This is a genomic window from Lacimicrobium sp. SS2-24 (assembly GCF_002201535.1).
Lineage (GTDB): Bacteria > Pseudomonadota > Gammaproteobacteria > Enterobacterales > Alteromonadaceae > Lacimicrobium.
The window spans coordinates 85,832-104,233 of record NZ_NIWW01000006.1; the positions used below are offsets into that span (position 1 = coordinate 85,832).

General features: G+C 51.0%; 17 protein-coding genes and 3 tRNA genes. 7 read left to right on the forward strand and 13 right to left on the reverse strand.

Annotated elements, in window-relative coordinates:
• Nucleotides 1-13: 13 nt before the first annotated feature.
• The 4 genes from CCY32_RS11350 to CCY32_RS11365 all read right to left on the reverse strand — a co-directional run bounded on the left by CCY32_RS11350 (nucleotide 14) and on the right by CCY32_RS11365 (nucleotide 3,949).
• A complete protein-coding gene (locus tag CCY32_RS11350) occupies nucleotides 14-718 on the reverse strand; it encodes a Slp family lipoprotein (protein ID WP_088330788.1) in 705 nt (234 codons plus the stop codon).
• 123 nt (nucleotides 719-841) lie between these two features.
• A complete protein-coding gene (locus tag CCY32_RS11355) occupies nucleotides 842-1,156 on the reverse strand; it encodes a hypothetical protein (RefSeq protein WP_088330790.1) in 315 nt (104 codons plus the stop codon).
• Nucleotides 1,157-1,277: 121 nt separating this feature from the next.
• Nucleotides 1,278-1,982, reverse strand: a complete 705-nt coding sequence (gene tsaB / locus CCY32_RS11360) for a tRNA (adenosine(37)-N6)-threonylcarbamoyltransferase complex dimerization subunit type 1 TsaB (RefSeq protein ID WP_088330792.1) — start codon at nucleotides 1,980-1,982, stop codon at nucleotides 1,278-1,280.
• Nucleotides 1,979-3,949 (reverse strand): ATP-dependent DNA helicase, encoded by a 1,971-nt coding sequence (locus CCY32_RS11365; protein ID WP_246840601.1) that lies wholly within the window; start codon nucleotides 3,947-3,949, stop codon nucleotides 1,979-1,981. Before CCY32_RS11365 ends, tsaB begins: the two co-directional genes overlap by 4 nt.
• A 528-nt stretch (nucleotides 3,950-4,477) precedes the next feature.
• On the opposite strand from CCY32_RS11365, the gene CCY32_RS11370 reads away from it, so the two are divergent.
• Nucleotides 4,478-4,565: transfer RNA gene (locus CCY32_RS11370), tRNA-Ser, on the forward strand.
• A gap of 782 nt (nucleotides 4,566-5,347) precedes the next feature.
• Nucleotides 5,348-7,204: a sodium:proton antiporter gene (locus tag CCY32_RS11380; RefSeq protein ID WP_088330796.1), complete on the forward strand. Its 1,857-nt coding sequence runs from the start codon at nucleotides 5,348-5,350 to the stop codon at nucleotides 7,202-7,204.
• 163 nt (nucleotides 7,205-7,367) lie between these two features.
• Here CCY32_RS11380 and nadA read toward each other — a convergent pair whose 3' ends face one another.
• Nucleotides 7,368-8,426 (reverse strand): quinolinate synthase NadA, encoded by a 1,059-nt coding sequence (gene nadA, locus CCY32_RS11385; RefSeq protein ID WP_088330798.1) that lies wholly within the window; start codon nucleotides 8,424-8,426, stop codon nucleotides 7,368-7,370.
• A gap of 206 nt (nucleotides 8,427-8,632) precedes the next feature.
• Here nadA and CCY32_RS11390 point away from each other — a divergent pair, with 206 nt between their 5' ends.
• The 4 genes from CCY32_RS11390 to CCY32_RS11405 all read left to right on the forward strand — a co-directional run bounded on the left by CCY32_RS11390 (nucleotide 8,633) and on the right by CCY32_RS11405 (nucleotide 11,361).
• Nucleotides 8,633-9,370, forward strand: a complete 738-nt coding sequence (locus CCY32_RS11390; protein ID WP_210401736.1) for a ferredoxin--NADP reductase — start codon at nucleotides 8,633-8,635, stop codon at nucleotides 9,368-9,370.
• Between the two features lie 254 nt (nucleotides 9,371-9,624).
• Nucleotides 9,625-9,700, forward strand: a tRNA-Lys gene (locus CCY32_RS11395).
• Between the two features lie 65 nt (nucleotides 9,701-9,765).
• Nucleotides 9,766-9,841 (forward strand) — tRNA-Lys (locus tag CCY32_RS11400).
• 674 nt (nucleotides 9,842-10,515) lie between these two features.
• Nucleotides 10,516-11,361: a hypothetical protein gene (locus CCY32_RS11405; RefSeq protein WP_088330802.1), complete on the forward strand. Its 846-nt coding sequence runs from the start codon at nucleotides 10,516-10,518 to the stop codon at nucleotides 11,359-11,361.
• Nucleotides 11,362-11,441: 80 nt separating this feature from the next.
• Here the strand turns inward: CCY32_RS11405 and rlmM are convergent, their stop codons facing one another.
• The 4 genes from rlmM to CCY32_RS11425 are packed head-to-tail and all read right to left on the reverse strand — an operon-like array spanning nucleotide 11,442 to nucleotide 14,380.
• Nucleotides 11,442-12,506, reverse strand: a complete 1,065-nt coding sequence (gene rlmM, locus CCY32_RS11410) for a 23S rRNA (cytidine(2498)-2'-O)-methyltransferase RlmM (RefSeq protein WP_088330804.1) — start codon at nucleotides 12,504-12,506, stop codon at nucleotides 11,442-11,444.
• The gene (locus CCY32_RS11415) at nucleotides 12,503-12,874 is read right to left on the reverse strand and encodes a DUF423 domain-containing protein (RefSeq protein WP_088330806.1); all 372 of its coding nucleotides are present in this window, start codon (nucleotides 12,872-12,874) and stop codon (nucleotides 12,503-12,505) included. Before CCY32_RS11415 ends, rlmM begins: the two co-directional genes overlap by 4 nt.
• Nucleotides 12,871-13,488, reverse strand: coding sequence for an alpha/beta family hydrolase (locus CCY32_RS11420; protein ID WP_348638942.1), 618 nt, complete (start codon nucleotides 13,486-13,488; stop codon nucleotides 12,871-12,873). Before CCY32_RS11420 ends, CCY32_RS11415 begins: the two co-directional genes overlap by 4 nt.
• Nucleotides 13,469-14,380, reverse strand: a complete 912-nt coding sequence (locus tag CCY32_RS11425; RefSeq protein ID WP_088330808.1) for a transcriptional regulator GcvA — start codon at nucleotides 14,378-14,380, stop codon at nucleotides 13,469-13,471. Before CCY32_RS11425 ends, CCY32_RS11420 begins: the two co-directional genes overlap by 20 nt.
• A 193-nt stretch (nucleotides 14,381-14,573) precedes the next feature.
• Here CCY32_RS11425 and CCY32_RS11430 point away from each other — a divergent pair, with 193 nt between their 5' ends.
• Complete coding sequence (locus CCY32_RS11430) at nucleotides 14,574-14,837, forward strand: hypothetical protein (protein WP_088330810.1); 264 nt, start codon at nucleotides 14,574-14,576, stop codon at nucleotides 14,835-14,837.
• Nucleotides 14,838-14,995: 158 nt separating this feature from the next.
• Here the strand turns inward: CCY32_RS11430 and kdsA are convergent, their stop codons facing one another.
• The 4 genes from kdsA to CCY32_RS11450 all read right to left on the reverse strand — a co-directional run bounded on the left by kdsA (nucleotide 14,996) and on the right by CCY32_RS11450 (nucleotide 18,398).
• On the reverse strand, nucleotides 14,996-15,847 hold the full coding sequence (kdsA, locus tag CCY32_RS11435; protein WP_088330812.1) for a 3-deoxy-8-phosphooctulonate synthase: 852 nt from the start codon (nucleotides 15,845-15,847) through the stop codon (nucleotides 14,996-14,998).
• Nucleotides 15,844-17,091 carry a DUF819 family protein gene (locus CCY32_RS11440; RefSeq protein ID WP_088330814.1) on the reverse strand — a complete coding sequence of 416 codons (1,248 nt, stop codon included), beginning with the start codon at nucleotides 17,089-17,091 and terminating at the stop codon, nucleotides 15,844-15,846. Before CCY32_RS11440 ends, kdsA begins: the two co-directional genes overlap by 4 nt.
• A gap of 42 nt (nucleotides 17,092-17,133) precedes the next feature.
• The gene (locus CCY32_RS11445; protein WP_088330816.1) at nucleotides 17,134-17,949 is read right to left on the reverse strand and encodes a tetratricopeptide repeat protein; all 816 of its coding nucleotides are present in this window, start codon (nucleotides 17,947-17,949) and stop codon (nucleotides 17,134-17,136) included.
• 71 nt (nucleotides 17,950-18,020) lie between these two features.
• Nucleotides 18,021-18,398: a SirB2 family protein gene (locus tag CCY32_RS11450; RefSeq protein ID WP_088330818.1), complete on the reverse strand. Its 378-nt coding sequence runs from the start codon at nucleotides 18,396-18,398 to the stop codon at nucleotides 18,021-18,023.
• Between the last annotated feature and the right edge of the window lie 4 nt (nucleotides 18,399-18,402).

The window sequence follows — 18,402 nt, forward strand, 5'->3', positions numbered from 1 at the left end:
GGCAATGTGTTGCCTATCGACGCTGAATATTGCCCATATCCCGATTCGTGTTTCGAGGCGGATTAGAGGGCATAGTCGCAGGCCGTGAAACCGGTTTAGAAGAAGGCTGTGAACGCTGCACCGGGCTGTTCGACGGACCCGAATAATCAGACCCGTGACGGGTGCTGTGCCTTGAACGGATGATGGTTCTTTGATGATAGGGCCATAAGTGCCAGCCGTACCAGGATGAGTAATAATGTGGCCAAAAGCCCATCCCTACTCCGAACGTCGTCACACTGACACGGTCACGCTCATCCCACATGTGATAACCACTGGCATTTACCACCGGGAATACATACTGATGTTCACCGACCGTACCGGATTCGCTGCCTCCGGCTTCACCCACAACGGTGATAAGACGCCCGGTTTTGTACACCATAGGATCTAAAAAACCATCAATATAGACGCGAAAGCGCCCTGCGCTTTCTTCGCTGGTGATGGGTCTGCCATAATGCCTTAACGGGTAATAAAGCATTTCCAGACGAGTATGTTGCTTGAGGTTGTCGACCCTGGCGATGACCCCACCCCAACGGATTTTAGTGCCCGCCGCTTTTTGTGGATTTGCCGACACCTGTTGGTAGTTTGCCAGATTGCTGTCATTTTCAAGCTTGATGGACTCAGGCACAGTCGAACAGCCTGCCAGCCCCAATACCATCAGTGCAAAAATTAGCCGTTGCATCGATTACTCCTTCAATTTGCTTTTCCTGATTCAATCAGGTTAACACAAAGTCTGAATGTCACTCGTTACATTATGTGCTTTTAAACTGAATCTATACTGAACTGGATCAGCGCCGAAACGAGATTACACGTAGGTGTCGATACCCATAGTCTGTTGAATCTGTTCTCTGGCCTGCAGACGGGAAAGGCTTTGGTAGGCATCAATTGCCTGGCGATTACGGGGCTCGGGTTGGTCGTAGAATTGTTGCTGTTTGCGGTAGCGATCTGCCTGTACCTGAGACTCTTCACTACCCTGGCGGATAACAGTCTGAGTACGCGGCAACTCTGTCGCGGCGTTCTCCTGCTGCTGGCGTGCGTTAGCCTCCCGCGGGGTTTCTTTCACCGCAGGATTAACGATCAGGCCTTGTTGTGACGCAACTAAGGAGGACTCTATTTCCACTGTATACCCATCAAGAGGACCGGCTGACTAAAACAGCATAGTGCTGAACCCTTTAATTTGGCAAAATCCTTGTTAGCCATCTTTTATATCTGTAAGGCAAACTCTGCAAAAATCATTCCTTTTATCGACCAGGCAACTTTTTCCAGGTCACCTTGTCACGCAGATAAACCGGCTCGGCTTTGGCCGCTGTAACGGCTTCCCCCCGCGCAAAGGCGGCAATCGCCAGGGGTAACATATAGCGTGCTCGTGGATACAGTATCTGAGCCACTGACTCTGTTTTCCTGAACTGATTTAATGCAGGGTAGGCCCCCCAACCGGTACCCACTCCGTACCAGTGTGCCCCCCCTTGCTCCAGTGTTTCAATGGCTTGTGAAGGAGGCAACACCTGTTCTTGTGTGACCGGTACCATCAGTCCGTCTGCATGCTGATAACATCCCAGATACACCTCATCCATGCGCGCATCAATGGCAGCTGCAACATGGTGTTGTTGCTGTTCCTCCAGCGCCTGCTGGGCCATGGCGGCCAGGGTAGAAACTCCCACAACAGGCAGTTGGGTACCAAACGCCAGCCCCTGTATCATACCGGTTGCAATCCGCACCCCGGTAAAGCTACCCGGACCGCGCCCAAAGGCCAGCATGTCCAGGCTTTTCAGTGTAACCTGCGCCTCAGATAACAGCTCATCTACCATAGGTAATAAACGCTGACTGTGCTGCTGTGGACACAGCTCGAAGCGTTCAAAAATGACTTGCTCTGCCGTGCCACTGTTCAGCATTAAGGCTACAGAGCAGGCTTCAGTAGCCGTATCAATGGCCAGAATATTCTTCATACTTCGGTCTCTTTGAGTTCAGGTTCATGCGCACACTGCTGCTCAGTGTGCGGAGATTGCAATTGCTGTAAAAACATCACGGCGTTGTCCAGCGTTCGGGTGCGTTGCATTGCCGGCAAACTGGCAAGAAAAATGCGGCCATAGTCACGGGTTACCAGGCGGTTGTCACAAATTACCAGCACGCCTTTGTCTGAGGTGTCCCGAATCAATCGCCCTGCCCCTTGTTTAAGTGCAATCACCGCTCTGGGGATCTGAATTTGCGCAAACGGATTCCCCCCATGTTTTTTGCAATCGGCTATTTTTGCTTCCAATAGCGGATCATCGGGTGCGGCAAAGGGCAATTTATCAATCAATACACAGGTCAGATCGCTGCCACGCACATCTACCCCTTCCCAGAAAGCGCTGGTTCCCAACAATACGCCATTGCCTGAAGACAGGTACTCTTCCAGTAACGCACCTTTGCTGGTGGTGCCCTGCACCAGAATCGGGTTGGTAATCAGCTCTTCCAGGGCCTGAGCGACCTGTCGCAACATATAGTGACTGGTAAACAATAAAAAACAGCGCCCCTTACTGGCCCTGATAAGCTCCAGCGATACCTTTACCAGCGCGCTACTTCGATCTTTTGCCGTGGGCTCGGGAAGATAGCGTGGAACACATAGCAATGCCTGCTCCGGGTAGTCGAACGGACTTTCCAGCCCCAGTGTGCGAGCCTGTTTTAGCCCCATCTGACCGGTAAAATGCTCGAAGCCGCCATCTACCATCAGTGTGGCCGAGGTAAAAATCCAGCTGCGTTTGGGCGTCTCAACATATTCAGCGAAACGCTTGGCAATGGAAAGCGGTGTCAGGTGCAGGATAATATGCTTAGGCGTGGTCTCATACCACAGACTCACCCCTTGTTTTTCGGTGTCTGTGAGTCTTGAGAGTCTTGCTCTGGCCTGCACACAGCGCTCATAGACGCTGTCGAGATCTTTATCGCGCCCTAAATGCACTTTTAAGACCTCGTAAACCAGTTCAAGGGCATCGGTGAGGCGATCAATCTGATTGCGTATAACCTGCTTATCCAGCGCCAGCTGCCAGTTACCTTTTTGCGGTTGCTGAGGGAACTGCAAACGCAAATCCATAGCACTGGCCCGCAGCTTTTCCGCGGCCTTACTTAACTGTCCGGCATCTTTGAGCTTAGTCCGATAGACCACCTCCATATCCGACCCCATCTCCGCCAACTGGCGGCTGGACAGCGCTTCGCCAAAATATTCACTGGCAATGTCAGGGATCTGATGCGCTTCATCAAATAACACCACATCGGCCTCCGGGATAAGCTCGCCAAAGCCGGTGTCTTTGAGTGCCATATCGGCGAAAAACAAATGATGATTCACGACTACCATGTCGGCATCCAGGGCCTTGCGTCTGGCCCTGACCAGGTAGCAATCATCATAATCCGGACAATCCTTTCCCAGACAATTGTCTACCGTTGAGGTGACAAAAGGCAGTACTTTTGCATCTTCCGGCAGACTCTTCAGTTCCCCCATGTCACCGCTTTTGGTGCTGTTGGCCCACTCTCTGACCTGGCTCAGCTGATGCAGGGTCTGTTTTTCGAATAAGGTCGAGTTGCCACCATGCTGGGCCAAACGGTGCAGACACAGATAATTGGCCCGACCTTTTAATAACACGGTCTTTTTGGTACTGCCCAGAGCCTGCTTAACGATAGGCAAATCACGGTGAAATAACTGCTCCTGCAGGTTTTTCGTGCCGGTAGAGACAATCACTTTTTTATCACTGGCCAGTGCTGGTATAAGGTAAGCAAAGGTTTTTCCGGTGCCGGTACCGGCTTCTACCACCAGCTGCGCCTTGTCATTGATGGCTTTTTCAACGGAAACGGCCATCTCGGTTTGTGCCGCTCGGGGAATGAAGCCCTGTACGCCCTGAGACAGCGCGCCGTCCCGGGCGAAAATCGTTTTTACTGAAGGCACCGCCTCTCCTGACTCACTCAATTGACCGCAGCAGTATATCAAAACCTTTTCAGCAAGACTGCAATCGCTGATGGCTAAAACATGCTCGCCAATCAATAACAGCGATATTGTTGATAACGCTTTAGCGCTACCCTGCTGATTTTTCGGAGATGTGCACTGATGTTGCCTATAAACTCGACTAACGGCCACGGATAATGATTTTTTGCTTGATTAAGGTGAATGAATTCCCTACCATACGCGGCGCTCAAACGGCTCGTATCAGAACGGGTTTTGTTGAGTGCGATCTTGCACGGGCGCGCCGCAGTGCTCCTGAAGCCATACTAGTTGGTGGCATCAAAAATGCGGTAAACAAACAGAATTAGGTGAGGTGTCCGAGTGGCTGACAAATTTGTCAGGAACAAATTTGGACATCCGCAGGATGGCCCCGAAGGGGCGAAGGGCAGGAAGCCCGGAGCAACGAGCACGCCGTAGTGCTCCTGCAGCCACACTAACCGGTGGCATCAAAAATGCGGCAGACAAACAGAATTAGGTGAGGTGTCCGAGTGGCTGAAGGAGCACGCCTGGAAAGTGTGTATACGGCAACGTATCGAGGGTTCGAATCCCTCCCTCACCGCCATATTAATGAAGAAAACCCGGCAAACTACGCCGGGTTTTCTGCTTTCTGGCGTCCGGTCGCAAGCGTCCAGGGCTATCGCCCGTTCACTTCGCGCGGCGCGGTGCGCCTAAAGAAAGCGAAGTTCACCCCTCACCGCCATATTAATGAAGAAAACCCGGCAAACCACGCCGGGTTTTCTGCTTTCTGGCGTCCAGTCGCAAGCGTCCAGGGCTATCGCCCGTTCACTTCGCGCGGCGCTATGCGCCTAAAGAAAGCGAAGTTCACCCCTCACCGCCATATCAAATAAAGAAGCCCCAGCGCAGTTTGCTGGGGCTTTTTTGTTTGACCAAGTGACCGGAGGATTTGGTTCGAACCCTGTGGTTCGACTAAAACGTCGGGAACGTTTTAGAACAACCGAAGGCTGGCCCAAAGGGCAAAATACATGGAAGTATTTTGTACTAAACGTCGGGAACAAATTTATTCGCTACATCCCTGCAGCTCACCTGCTTCGCAGGCCAGCTAAAGCTGTTCTGCATCGTTCCTACAATACTTGGTGAACAGCCCAAGGCTGGCCCAAAGAGATGAAGAGTAAACGTTCTGGTACTTTTTTCTTCTTCGGCATCCGCGCACATCGCCTGAGGTAACTGCCAAAGACCTTGGTTCCTTGTTCCGATTTGCATTGTAAATACTGCTGTGAATCCGCAGGTTAGCAGCTTTTCAACAATGCTTTTCTTTGCGCAAAGTCCAATTCCAACGTATGTTGATAGGCTGATGCTTATCAACATAAGGACCGCCACACTGTTATGCATATTGCCACTCTGGTACTGATCATTCTCTCCGCCGGTATTGCCAGTCAATGGCTTGCGGCCCAACTTCGGTTGCCGGCCATTGTCGTTCTGATCGCGTCCGGGGTTCTGCTTGGCCCCGTATTTGGGGTGATTGAACTGGGATTGTCACAAACCGAGTTGACCGAGCTGGTGGGTCTGGGCGTGGCCATCATCCTGTTTGAAGGTGGTATGGATTTAAAGCTCAGCGAGTTTCGGCGGGTAGGACATGGCATTCGCCGTCTGACCATATTAGGCCCACCACTGGGTTGGTTGTTCGGCGGCCTGGCGGCGCACTATATCGCCGGACTAAGCTGGCCGGTGGCCTGGGTATTAGGGGCCATACTGGTGGTTACCGGTCCAACAGTGATCTTACCCCTGCTGCGCCAGGCAAAACTTAACCAGGAATCCGCTTCACTGCTTAAATGGGAAGGTATTGTCAATGATCCGATTGGCGTATTACTGGCCGTTCTGACCTTCCAGTATTTTACCCTGTCTGATACCAGCTGGGTCGGTGTGGTCAGTGGCATGGGTGCCGCGATTTTTGCCGCCGCGTTATTCGGTGGACTCGGTGGATGGCTGACTGGCTGGTTGTACCGGCGGGGCTCAGTTCCGGTACATCTCAAAGCTCCCATGCTGATGGTGCTGGTATTGATAGCCTACTGGGCAAGTAACCTGATTCAGCATGAGGCAGGTTTACTCACCGTGACGGTGATGGGTGTGGTAATCGGCAATATGAACCTGGTGGAACGGGAGTCATTGCAGCACTTTAAAGAAAACCTCACCGTCATTCTGCTTTCGGTGCTGTTTATCATCATTCCCTCGCAGCTGAAATTCAGTCAGCTGGATGAGATCAACTGGCAGGTGCTGTTGTTTGTTCTGGCGGTATTACTGGTCATTCGTCCGCTGACGATATTTCTGGCAACTCTGGGAGGGACCATTCGTAAACAAGACAAGCTGCTACTCGCCTGGGTTGCCCCGAGGGGGATTGTAGCGGCAGCCTCGGCTGGCATCTTTGGTCCTGCGCTGGTCAATGCCGGTTATCCCGACGCCGAAAAACTCCTGCCTATTGTTTTTCTGATCATCATCATCACCGTGCTGGCCCATGGCCTTACATTGGGCAATCTGGCCAGAAAACTGGGACTGGCCGCACAGTCTGAAAACGGTTTGCTGATTATAGGTGCATCGCGCTGGACACAGGTGCTGGCACAGGCACTAAAAAAGCTCAATATTGACGTATTGGTTGCAGACGGAGCGTACCATCGCCTTAAAGCGTTACGCATGGACGGCATTAAAATCTATTACGGCGAGATTCTGTCTGAGCACGCGCGCAATGAACTTGAAATAGAACATCTCAGTCACTTGCTAGCTGCCACCGACAATGATTATTACAATGCGCTGGTTTGCAAAGCTCAGGGGCATGAGTTTGGACACCACCGTACGTTCCAGTTTGCCATCCACAAAGAATCAAATCAGGCTCACAAACGTTTGTCACTGCAACAACGGGGCTACGGCGCCTTTAACCCGGATGCCACTTTTGAGGCCCTGCACCAATGGCTGGACGATGGCTGGACCATGCAAACCACAAAACTGAGTGAAAGTTTTGACTTTGACAAACTCAAAGAACGTCTCGGTGAACCGGGTAACGACTGGCTCTTGGTGGGCGGCTTATCACCTCAGGGAAAATTGTGGCTGCAAACGGCAGAGCGTAGTATCAAGCTCAATCCAGGCACAACCTTGCTCTATTTTGCACCGAAAAACATTGAAAAAGAGCTTAAAAACCTGAAAAAGGATGCGGCCGAGCAGGAGCAGGAAGAAACGGAACCGCAATCCTAAGCGAAAAGAGCAACGGGCAGATTCAGTCTGCCAGCCTTCAACCTTGTTGTCAGGGTGAGCACATGACGCGGTAGGGAAACTGCACCCTGTCAACAACCGCACCAAGCCAGTGCGATTACCGGTCAGCCAGATTCACCCAGATAAGGTGCAGCGCACCTTATTATCAGGCGTTACCTTTGACCTTCATTTTATGGGCCGCGGCAAAATCGAGCATTCTGTCGAGCGGGATTAAAGCTTTCTGACGGGTCGCTTCGTCTACAAAAATTTCATGACCGGTATTGTCTGTCAGGGCTTCATGAATAGCCTGTAAGCCATTCATTGCCATCCAGGGACAATGTGCACAGCTGCGACAAGTTGCACCATTACCACCTGTTGGTGCTTCAACAAAGGCTTTGCCGGGTGCGGCCTGTTGCATCTTGTAGAAAATACCCCGGTCAGTGGCCACAATCAGGTAGTCGTTAGGCAGTGTTTGCGCAGCTTTAATCAGTTGTGAGGTCGACCCCACTGCGTCGGCCATCTCAACCACATTCGCCGGTGACTCAGGATGAACCAGAATGGCGGCGTTTGGATGCTGCTCTTTTAGCGCTTTTAGTGCGCGCGCTTTGAATTCGTCATGCACCACGCAGGCACCCTGCCACATCAGCATCTGTGCACCGGTTTGCTTTTCAATGTATGCACCAAGGTGACGATCCGGGCCCCATAAGATTTTCTTACCCTGGCTGTCCAGATGTTCGACAATTTCCAAGGCTATGCTGGAGGTCACAACCCAATCTGCGCGAGCCTTCACCGCCGCTGAAGTATTGGCATACACCACCACCGTATGATCCGGGTGTTGGTCACAAAATTCACTGAATTTATCCGCCGGACAGCCCAGATCCAGGGAGCAGGTTGCCTCCAGCGTTGGCATCAGCACGGTTTTCTCAGGGCTGAGAATTTTGGCGGTTTCGCCCATAAAACGTACGCCCGCCACAATTAACGTTTGTGCATCGGCGTCTCGTCCAAAACGGGCCATCTCCAGCGAATCAGCCACGCAGCCCTGTGTTTGCTCAGCCAGCGCCTGAATCTCTGGATCGGTGTAGTAATGGGCCACCAAGACGGCATTTTTTTCCTCGAGCAGCCCTTTAATCTGCTCGATATACTCTGCTTTTTGCTTTTCGCTCAAAGGCTTTGGCTTTGCCGGAAAGGCATAATCAAGCGTATCTATGGACTGTGTCTGGCTCATACTGCTGCTCGGCTTAGATCAAAAAGGGCGCAGATTATACCGCCCCTGTAACGTAAATGGTATGGGCTGATAAGCAGGTTAATTGACTATTCCCCTTGTCTTGTCGTCATCATGTTTTAGTCTGAGACAACAAAGACAACCATTTTCTCACTAATATGTTGAAAAAGTGGTGTTATCTCGCCAGGAAAGGATAAAGGAGGTTGATAATGTGGACACAAGGCAAAGTGGTAAAACGGACAGACTGGACGGCCGATCTGTTTTCTTTGTTTATTGAGGCCGATATTGGCGACTTCACCGCCGGACAGTTTGTCAAACTGGGACTGGATATTAAGGACAAACGCATTGGACGAGCCTACTCATTAGTGAATCACCCTGACGAGGATTTGTTAGAGGTTTTACTGATACGTGTGGACGACGGCCTGCTCTCCCCCGCTCTGCATAGACTGCAACCGGGTGATCCGATACACATGAGCACCAAGGCCAGCGGTTTTATGACGCTGGACTATGTGCCGCCCTCACGGGATCTCTGGCTTATGGCAACGGGCACCGCAATAGGCCCCTTTATTTCGATGTTACGCACTCATGCCGTGTGGCAGCAATTTGAACATGTTGTACTGGTGTATGGCGTGCGCTACACCCAAGAATTGGCCTACAACGGGTTGTTGACAGAGCTCACCCAGCAACATAGATCACAATTTTCCTTCCTCAGTAGCGTTACACGGGAATCCAGTGCTGATGCACTTACATGCCGAATTCCTGAGGCTCTGGAAACCGGCTTGCTGGAGCAACAGGCACAGCGGGAGATCTGCCCACAACACAGTCATGTCATGCTCTGCGGCAATCCAGCCATGATCAGCGAAACACAAGCATTGCTTGAACAGCGAGGACTACGCAAGAACCTTAAACGTAAACCAGGACATATCAGTATGGAAAGATACTGGTAAGAAGGAGGCCATTTCTCATTCAGATTAGTGCTTTTTTCATGGCTTTGGTGCTAAATTTGTTCAAATAGGCTAGTTTTACAGCATTCAGGCAGAAAAATAGCATTTAAATCCATAATTGGCTTGCACCAGGTCAGGATTTAAGTAATATATGCGCCCGTCGCGACAGACGGCAAACAGTGAGTCATTAGCTCAAAACGCAACAGGCAAAGACAGTCTGTTTCGGAGCCAAAGAAGCACTGAAAACGTGACAATGTGGGTCGTTAGCTCAGTTGGTAGAGCAGTTGACTTTTAATCAATTGGTCGCTGGTTCGAATCCAGCACGACCCACCACTTTTTCTAACAAGGCCTGGTCCTTAGAAAAAGAACACATTGCAGTCCCTTCCAAGTAAGATTGTGGGTCGTTAGCTCAGTTGGTAGAGCAGTTGACTTTTAATCAATTGGTCGCTGGTTCGAATCCAGCACGACCCACCACAATCTAAAGTTACCCCAACCTATTCAGATAGACTCAGAAGTAATACTGAGCATTTTGTCGTGTTGGGTGAGAACCAGCGATCTGGTTCGACAAATTTGTCGGGAACAAATTTATTCACTACATCCCTGTCGCTCACCTGCTACGCAGGCCAGCTAAAGCTGTTCTGTATTGTTCCGACAATACTTGGTGAACAGCCGCAGGCTGGCCCGAAGGGCAAAATACAAGGAGGTATTTTGTACAAATTTGTCGGGAACAAATTTATTCGCTACATCCCTGTCGCTCACCTGCTGCGCAGGCCAGCTAAAGCTGTTCTGCATTGTTCCTACAATGCTTGGTCAACGCGCACAGCGCGGCCCAAAGGGTGAAGGCGGAATCTTCAGGCGCACGGCGCCGCCCGCCTGAACGCGAGGTCGTGGATGACCGAGCTGGGGGCCGATCATCAGGGATGTGTTTGCTCCACATATTCGTGGGTACTAGTGGGTACTAAAAACACAATAGGTTAAAACCAGACTCATCCCGCAAGACCCACCACAATGTCTCAGTAACACTACAACCGTGCACAATGCCATGCTGATGATAAACATCATGAAACAAATTCCGTCCGCTCTTAAATGCAACTCAGGGTAGAATCCAATGTCTGTGTACATGACTTACTCAGCTATTAAGGACAACTATGCGTTTAAATCCGCCCCAACTACATCGTGTTTTGTTGGTCAGTAGCCTGTTTTTCCCCACAGCGTTGTATGCCGATGGTTTAGCCGATTTGCATCAGGCACTGGATAGTCTGACAGGTACCACAGCTATCAGCGCCACATTAACCAATCGCTTTACGGAAAAGCGTGGCGAGGGAAAGGATCTTAAAGAACAGCAAGGCGCTGCAGACATTTTACTCAGCGACGAAGGCGCCGGTCTGCAAATAACCTATGGCAACGATGTTCTGTATGCGATGGAAGAAGAGGCCCGCTTGAAACTTGAAGATGAGGACGCACCGACCCCCACGCGAGATGCGGTGAATAATCTCGAGGCCAGTGAACTTAAGACCATATTGTCCGCCGCCACTAACCTTAAACGCTTTGTACAAAAGGCGAGCTTCAGGGAAGAAGAGGAACAGCAGTGTGACGCAGGCAGGGTACGCATATTGACCTTTGATTTGCCCCTGGAGGCGGTTATCAGCAATAAAAAAGTCAGAGATTATGTTAACGATTTCGACGGGCAGTATCACCTGTGGATTGACGAGCAAGGCTTTCCTCTTAAATCCCGACTCAGTTTTGCCGGTGATGGCAGGGCTTTTATCTTTTTTACGATGCAGGCTGAGTCTCAACGGACAACGCACTATGAGGTCATTGGCGATCGCCTGGTGGTAATGGACAGAGCTTACCACAGCGCTTACGACTCAAGCTGGGATAAGAGCGAAACCCGGGGTAATGAGACATTGGTATTACATCACCCCGCCCCCACACCGGAGAAAGGGCTCCTTGCCCAGTGCAATGTGCCCGCTGCGGATACCATCAAGAGTTAAGGAAGCGGGAAATACCGCCTCGCCTCTGCTCCGTAACAGACTATGAGGGACCGGGTAGCCAAGTGGTGCTGCCCGCTCCGCTAGCCGGTGCGTCGCAGATGTACCGTAATTTCCTCGCGATCATGATAGAGGTGTTTGGCCTGGAGTTGATACGACACCGTGTGTAGCTGCTCGGCAATTTCCTGTTGCGCCTGCAACCAGGACTCGTAGCGGCGTTTCATGGGCAATTTGAGATTAAAAATGGCTTCCTGACACCAGCCTTTGAGTACCCAACTGGCCATCAGCCTGGCAACCCGCTGTGGTTGCTCAACCATGTCACATACCAGCCAATGAATGTTCTTTTTCTTAGGTTCAAACTTAAAACCGTCTTCAGCGAAGTATCTCACCTGCCCCGTTTCCATCAGACTTTGCGCCATTGCGCCGTTATCCACGGCCTGAACAAATAACCCACGGCGCACGAGCTGATATGTCCATCCACCTGGGCAGGCCCCCAAATCAACGGCCTGCATTCCACCCTGTAACCGGGTTTCCTGTGCTTTTTTATTTAGAAAAACCTGTATGGCTTCATCTAACTTCAGGCTGGAACGACTGGGTGCCTGTGATGGCGCTTTCAGGCGCAATATGCCCAGGGGATATGGGGAGATCTGCTGCGGTGAAGCCACCCCTAAAAAGGCCTGCTGACTGGTAGTAAAAAACATAAACAAGACAGGCTTGTCGCTGCGCTCCTTGGGGCTGAGCTTCGCGGCTTTTTTTAATGACTGGCGCAGTGGCACACTAAACTTTCTGCAAAATTTAGACAGTTCTCTACCCTCTGTGGTGTCCGGGTACTCGACCCTGAGCTCACCACACTGAGGAAAATCAGCACAGGCTTCCAGCAATGGAGTGATGCGATCCGCTGCGTCCAAGTCATCGAGTCTTGCCTTACAGACAAATACCTGGCGCGCAAAAACCAGGCTTTGAACGGGCAGGTGCTCAAGCAGTTTATCCGCATCTTCTGCCTGGTAGCATTCAAACAAAACGAAACCGCTTTGAGCTGAAGTGCGGGCAAAACCGTAGATACCAACCGCTGCAGCTTTGTCCTGCAACTCGTTTGCCAGATCGCCCTCGAATCCGGGGCGGCAATAGGCCAGTAGCGCCGCTGTCACAACCCACTCCGTACACTGGCAATCAACAGCAGAAACCAGCCAATAATCATTGCCACACCGCCTATGGGGGTGATGGGACCAAACCCGCGAACACCGGTCAGCGCCAACAGATAGAGGCTGCCGCTAAACAGGATCACACCGACCAGAATACTGATCGCCGACCATTGCAGCATAGGCTGAGGTTGATGCCGGTATAATGCAACCAACAGAATCAATGCCAGACTATGCCATAACTGATATTGCACAGCCGTCTGAAACGCCGACATCATGTTTTCTTCGAGCCGACCTTTAAGACCGTGGGCGGCAAAGGCGCCCAGCATCACTGCAGTCATGGCTAAAAAGGCTCCTGCACTGAGAACCCAGCTCATAAGCACGCCTTAATAAAGTCGAGGCTTCGGTGTGCTGCATTAGTCATATTTTGCTCCAATGTAGTGGCTGCCGATTTACGCGGTTTAAAGCTATGTTCACCATCATCTATAAACGAGAGCCGAACTCTGGGGTGTAACTGAAAGTTCTCACATTCCACACGCGTTCCAAAGGGATCCCGCTCTCCCTGCAATATAAGAATCGGCTTACCCCCTTCCTGCAAGTGAGCGGTACGCAGTTTGTCCGGCTTACCCGGTGGGTGAAAAGGATAGCCATAGCAAAGGCATCCCTTTATCCGCTCACTGTCGCCCAGCATTGAGGCGACTCTCCCTCCCATAGATTTCCCTCCCACAAACAAAGGGCTCTGTGAGTCTACGCTCTCCAATGCCGCTTCAAAATCATTCATCAGCTTAGGCAAGGGCTGTGGAGGGCGCTTTTTCCCCTCTTCTTCGCTGCGTTGCATATAGCTGAAATTAAACCGGTGTACGGTGACCCCACACGCGGCTATCTGCTCAGCCAGTTGTTGCATGAAGTCACTGTTCATTCCGGCGCCGGCGCCATGCGCCAGCAACAGACTGGCAACGGGTTGTTCGGCCTTATTCGTCAATAACATCATCTTGCTGCTCTTCCTGCACCTGCGTATTTACCCACTGTCTGAAGGTGGCAATCTTACCTGAATCGGCCTGAGATTCATGGCACACCAGGTAATAAGCATTTCTGGTAATGAGTTTTTCATCAAAAGGACAGATGAGTCGTCCTGCCTGAATCTCTGGCCTGGCCAGCACACTGTGCCCCAATGCAATGCCCTGCCCTAATGCCGCGGCCTGTAATACCAGCATAGAGTGACTGAATACCGGCCCCTGATTTACGTTCACGCCCAGCACATTAAAATGTCGGATCCAGTTTTTCCAGGCCTCCCGGGAGGCATCGTGTAAAAGCGTGTGATGGCGCAGATCATCAAGCTCTTCCAGCGGCTTATCCGACTGAAATAACATCGGTGAGCAGATCGGCGTGAGATACTCGGTGTGCAGCTTGTCGGCGTGTAGTCCGTTCCAACGTCCTTTGCCATAATAGACCGCCACATCGACATCGTCAGTGAGGTGGCCTTCATCAAAATCTACGGCCTTGATGCGTACGTCGATATCCGGATGCTCTGCACTGAACTTGTGAATACGCGGAACCAGCCACTGAATGGCAAAACTCGGCGGCAAAGCCACCGTAATGGCGCCTTTTGCACCTCGGGCCAGCAGGCGCTGGGTGGCATCCTGTAATGAACTGAAAATATCTTTTATATCCAGATAGTAGCCCTGACCTTCTTCCGTCAGCAGCAAGGTTCGGTTTTTACGTAAAAACAATTTAATGCCCAGGAACGACTCAAGCGACTTAATCTGATGACTGACCGCGGCCTGCGTAACAAACAGCTCATCAGCCGCTTTCGTGAAGCTTAAATGCCGGGCTGCCGCTTCAAATGCTTTGAGAGAATTAAGGGGGGGCAGTCTGCGTGACATAAGGATTAAAGTTCCATTAGTTTTTCTAATGCAGATGACTCAATTAATGTCAATTTAAGCCAGCTCAATAACAGGTTATATTTTAACCGTGAGAGAAAAAATATCTTTATAGATAGTAAGTTATAAACGATAAATTTTAACATCTCACTCACAAAAGCGTAATTTTAACATTAATTTAACTAGAGGTTTGCAGATGAAAAACTTTACCAGACTTATTCCCTTTGGCCTAGTGCTGATCAGTGCCCAAGCCGCCGTAGCCGAGGAAATCACCGACAAAGATTGGATTTTACAACAAGGCAATGAGTATATCAGGGAAGCCGTCATTAATCTGGAACTGCCCCTTGCGGCAAATCTGGAGCGCCTGAAACAGCCCGCATCGGCACAGAAGCGTTCTGACATGCTGGCGAAAAGCGATACCAAGGCCCTGACGCCTAAAAACACTTCAGCGTCCGAGTAACGCGGTTACACTCTGCAACCTGACGGAGACGAACGAAAGTTCGACACGGCGAAGGACGCTGGCACACGTTGCCATACGTGGCAAAGGTGCACCATAAAATAATTACGCCTTCAGGCGGACGATCGTCCGCCTGATATGCCAGTGCTTAGCGGTTTTTATTAACTGGCACTGGTATCCAGTGGCGCAAAACCCTTTATCAGCTCGTCGAGCGCTTTCATCTGTTCCAGATAACCTTCTAACTTCGCCAGTGGCAACGCACAAGGTCCGTCACATTTCGCCTGTTCGGGATCCGGATGTGCTTCTATAAAGAGCCCCGCTAAACCCAGGGCCATGCCACTGCGGGCCAGCTGTGCCGCCTGAGCCCGACGTCCGTCAGCAGAATCTGCACGTCCTCCGGGCTTTTGTAATGCATGGGTTGCATCGAAGATAACCGGTGCCAATGTTTTCATTTCATCCATACCCAGCATATCAACCACCAGGTTGTTATAACCAAAGCAACTGCCCCTTTCACACAGGATTACTTTGTCATTCCCCGCTTCCATAAATTTGTTGATGATATGGCGCATCTCATGGGGGGCGAGAAACTGCGGCTTTTTGACATTAATGACAGCATTGGTTTTGGCCATAGCGACAACTAAGTCGGTTTGACGGGCCAGAAATGCCGGCAGCTGAATAACATCGACTACGTCGGCCACAGGCTGTGCCTGCCAGGGCTCGTGCACATCCGTAATCAGCGGTACGTCGAAGGTGGCTTTGATTTCAGCAAAAATCTTGAGCCCCTCTTCCAGTCCCGGCCCGCGATAAGAGTTCACAGAAGAACGATTGGCTTTATCAAAAGACGCCTTAAACACATAAGGAATACCCAGGCGCTGCGTCACTTCTTTATAGTGTTCGGCGATGCGCATGGCTAAATCCCGCGACTCAAGCACATTCATGCCGCCAAACAACACAAAAGGCTTGTGGTTGGCGACATCCAGACCTGCCAGGTTAATCTGCTGCAGATTTTTCATCCCGCCACTCCTTTCATAATGATTCCACATAAATAGGCCATATAGGTTCCCAGACCATAGCCGACCACAGCTAACAGCACGCCTACCGGCGCCAGAGACGGGTGGAAGGCTGCAGCCACGATGGGTGCAGACGCTACACCGCCCACATTGGCCTGACTGCCTACTGCCATATAAAACACCGGCGCACGGATAATCTTAGCCACCAGCAACATCAATCCTGCATGGATTAGCATCCAGATAATGCCCAGTACAAAAAACACCGGTGTATCCACAATTTTGGTCACATCCATTTGCAAACCAATGGTGGTCACCAGAATGTACACGAATAAACTCCCCACCCGGGAGGCACCCACATGCTCCAGATCACGTACGCGCGTAAAGGACAAGGCAATACCGATGGTAGTGGCAAACACCACCAACCAGAAAAAAGAACTGTGCAGGCTCAACTCTTTACCCCAGGGGGCATAGGTTTCCATAAAGGGGACTGTCGTATCGGCGAGAAAGTGGGCAGCACCGCAGGCACCAAAGCCGACCGCAAAGATCAGGATCAGATCACGGAGCTGCGGAATACGCATTTTCTCCGATTCAAACTTCTGTACCTTAGTGATCATCTCTTCGATGGCCGATGTGTCAGCTCCTGTGCGGGCATCCAGTTTTTTGGCATTGGCCGCCATCACTAAGAGCACCGCCAGCCAGATATTGGCGATAATAATATCCACCGTCACCATGGTGGAGAAGATGCCCCCTCCCACTTCAAAGATTTCTTTCATTGCCGCCTGATTGGCGCCGCCACCGATCCAGCTCCCTGCTATGGTTGTCAGGCCACGCCAGACTTCATCCGGGCCCTGTCCCCCCATGGCTTCGGGGGCCACAGCAGACATAATCAGCAAGGCAATGGGACCACCGATGACAATGCCGATAGTACCGGTGAAGAATAAAATTAAGGCTTTGGGCCCGAGGTTAAAAACCGAGCGCAGATCCATACTCAGGGTCAGCAAAATCAGACACGCCGGCAACAGAAAACGTGACGCCACGTAATAGGCATTAGAGCTCGATGCGTCAACAATGCCAAAGGTCGTCAGTAAAGAAGGCAGGAAATAGCACAGAATCAGTGTAGGAACAAAACGGTAAAACTTCTGCCAAAAAGGGTGAGGACTGCTGGCCGTATAGAATACGCCGCCGAGGATCAGCGCGAGCAATCCGATGACGACTGCGTCGTTAGTGATCAATGCCGTTTCTGTCATATAAACTCCTTATGTTATGCCGCCTCGGTGGCTGTGCCGGTGCTAATGCAACACTTCTGTTCTTGGATTATGGTTACGCAACTGCAGTTTGAGTAAATGCGAAGCCGGGTCCTGTGGGCAGGTACGAATATAGTAGCGATAGTCAGCAAGCGCCCCGGCGTAACAGTTCAGTTGCTGTAACAGCCAGCCGCGCCCTTTGCGTTCATAAGGATCCTCCGGATTCAGAGAGACCAACAGGTCACTGACCATCAGAGCCGACTGGTATTGTTCCTGCCCCACATAGGCCTGTTTAAGGTTATGAAGCAACCTGACCAGAGTCGTATGACTATTTGCCGGGGCAACGATGAGATCATCTAGGGCTAAGGTCTGGTCCGAATCCTCAAACCCATGATAACGACGCTCCAGCTCTTCCCAGGTCACAGACTCGCCGGATAAGGCATCCAGCAACACACTCTGCTGTTCATTAATGGGCACGCTGACAAAAAAATGGCCAGGACAACTGACGCCGGTTGCATCCAGCCCGATAGCCCTGGCCAGATGACAATACAGAATAGACAAACACACCGAACAACCATTACGATACAGCATCACCTGGTCCATACGTGCGTAATCGGGGGCAAGTAAATTTTTAGGCTGACCGGCAAACGCCAGCTCTGTGTAAAAAAACTGATTGAGTTGGGTAACCTGTTGATGCAATGGTGCACTCTGGTCAACACGCTGTTGAGCACGTCTTTGCCAACGTTCGATGATTGCCAGGTATGTTGATAACGGCCTGTCCATTCCCAGATGCTGGGTCACTAACAGAGACGCCAGTAGCAGGTCGTTTTCTTCCAGCGCCTTTTCAAGCACCCTTTTCATTGGCACAAACTCATCATCTGAAAATTAAAGAATCCGTCAGGTATACAAAGGGCAGCAGGTGCCCTTTCCTTTTAGCCAAACAGCAGGGGCTGTTTCATGATGGCAACTTTGGCAGCAAAAACCAGCCAGGCCAGCGCGCCAACAAATCCTACCCAACGAATAAACAAAGTACGGCCAAGCTTCAGGGCCACCAGTCCCATCAGCACATACAGCAGCACGGCCAACAATTTTTCTGTTACCCAACCATCGACAAAGGGATATTGCGAGATCAGCACGCATAGCCAGGCTGCGGTAATCAATAACAACGTATCCACCGCGTGGGGTAACACTTTGACCCACTTCTTCTGCAGCATGGCAGAGCCACGCAGGGTCCAGAAAAAGCGCAGAATAAACAGTGCCAGACTGATGGAGATAACAGTGAGGTGGAGATGTTTGACCATAGCGTACATAAAG

What these genes read in the sequence shown, in the direction of transcription:
- CCY32_RS11350 (WP_088330788.1), bottom strand. Translation starts at nt 718, where the DNA reads ATGCAACGGCTAATTTTTGCACTGATGGTATTGGGGCTGGCAGGCTGT.
- CCY32_RS11440 (WP_088330814.1), bottom strand. Translation starts at nt 17,091, where the DNA reads ATGACAGAAACGGCATTGATCACTAACGACGCAGTCGTCATCGGATTG.
- CCY32_RS11450 (WP_088330818.1), bottom strand. Translation starts at nt 18,398, where the DNA reads ATGTACGCTATGGTCAAACATCTCCACCTCACTGTTATCTCCATCAGT.
- CCY32_RS11425 (WP_088330808.1), bottom strand. Translation starts at nt 14,380, where the DNA reads ATGTCACGCAGACTGCCCCCCCTTAATTCTCTCAAAGCATTTGAAGCG.
- CCY32_RS11405 (WP_088330802.1), top strand. Translation starts at nt 10,516, where the DNA reads ATGCGTTTAAATCCGCCCCAACTACATCGTGTTTTGTTGGTCAGTAGC.
- CCY32_RS11420 (WP_348638942.1), bottom strand. Translation starts at nt 13,488, where the DNA reads ATGATGTTATTGACGAATAAGGCCGAACAACCCGTTGCCAGTCTGTTG.
- nadA (WP_088330798.1), bottom strand. Translation starts at nt 8,426, where the DNA reads ATGAGCCAGACACAGTCCATAGATACGCTTGATTATGCCTTTCCGGCA.
- CCY32_RS11415 (WP_088330806.1), bottom strand. Translation starts at nt 12,874, where the DNA reads ATGAGCTGGGTTCTCAGTGCAGGAGCCTTTTTAGCCATGACTGCAGTG.
- CCY32_RS11390 (WP_210401736.1), top strand. Translation starts at nt 8,633, where the DNA reads ATGTGGACACAAGGCAAAGTGGTAAAACGGACAGACTGGACGGCCGAT.
- tsaB (WP_088330792.1), bottom strand. Translation starts at nt 1,982, where the DNA reads ATGAAGAATATTCTGGCCATTGATACGGCTACTGAAGCCTGCTCTGTA.
- kdsA (WP_088330812.1), bottom strand. Translation starts at nt 15,847, where the DNA reads ATGAAAAATCTGCAGCAGATTAACCTGGCAGGTCTGGATGTCGCCAAC.
- CCY32_RS11380 (WP_088330796.1), top strand. Translation starts at nt 5,348, where the DNA reads ATGCATATTGCCACTCTGGTACTGATCATTCTCTCCGCCGGTATTGCC.
- CCY32_RS11430 (WP_088330810.1), top strand. Translation starts at nt 14,574, where the DNA reads ATGAAAAACTTTACCAGACTTATTCCCTTTGGCCTAGTGCTGATCAGT.
- CCY32_RS11445 (WP_088330816.1), bottom strand. Translation starts at nt 17,949, where the DNA reads ATGAAAAGGGTGCTTGAAAAGGCGCTGGAAGAAAACGACCTGCTACTG.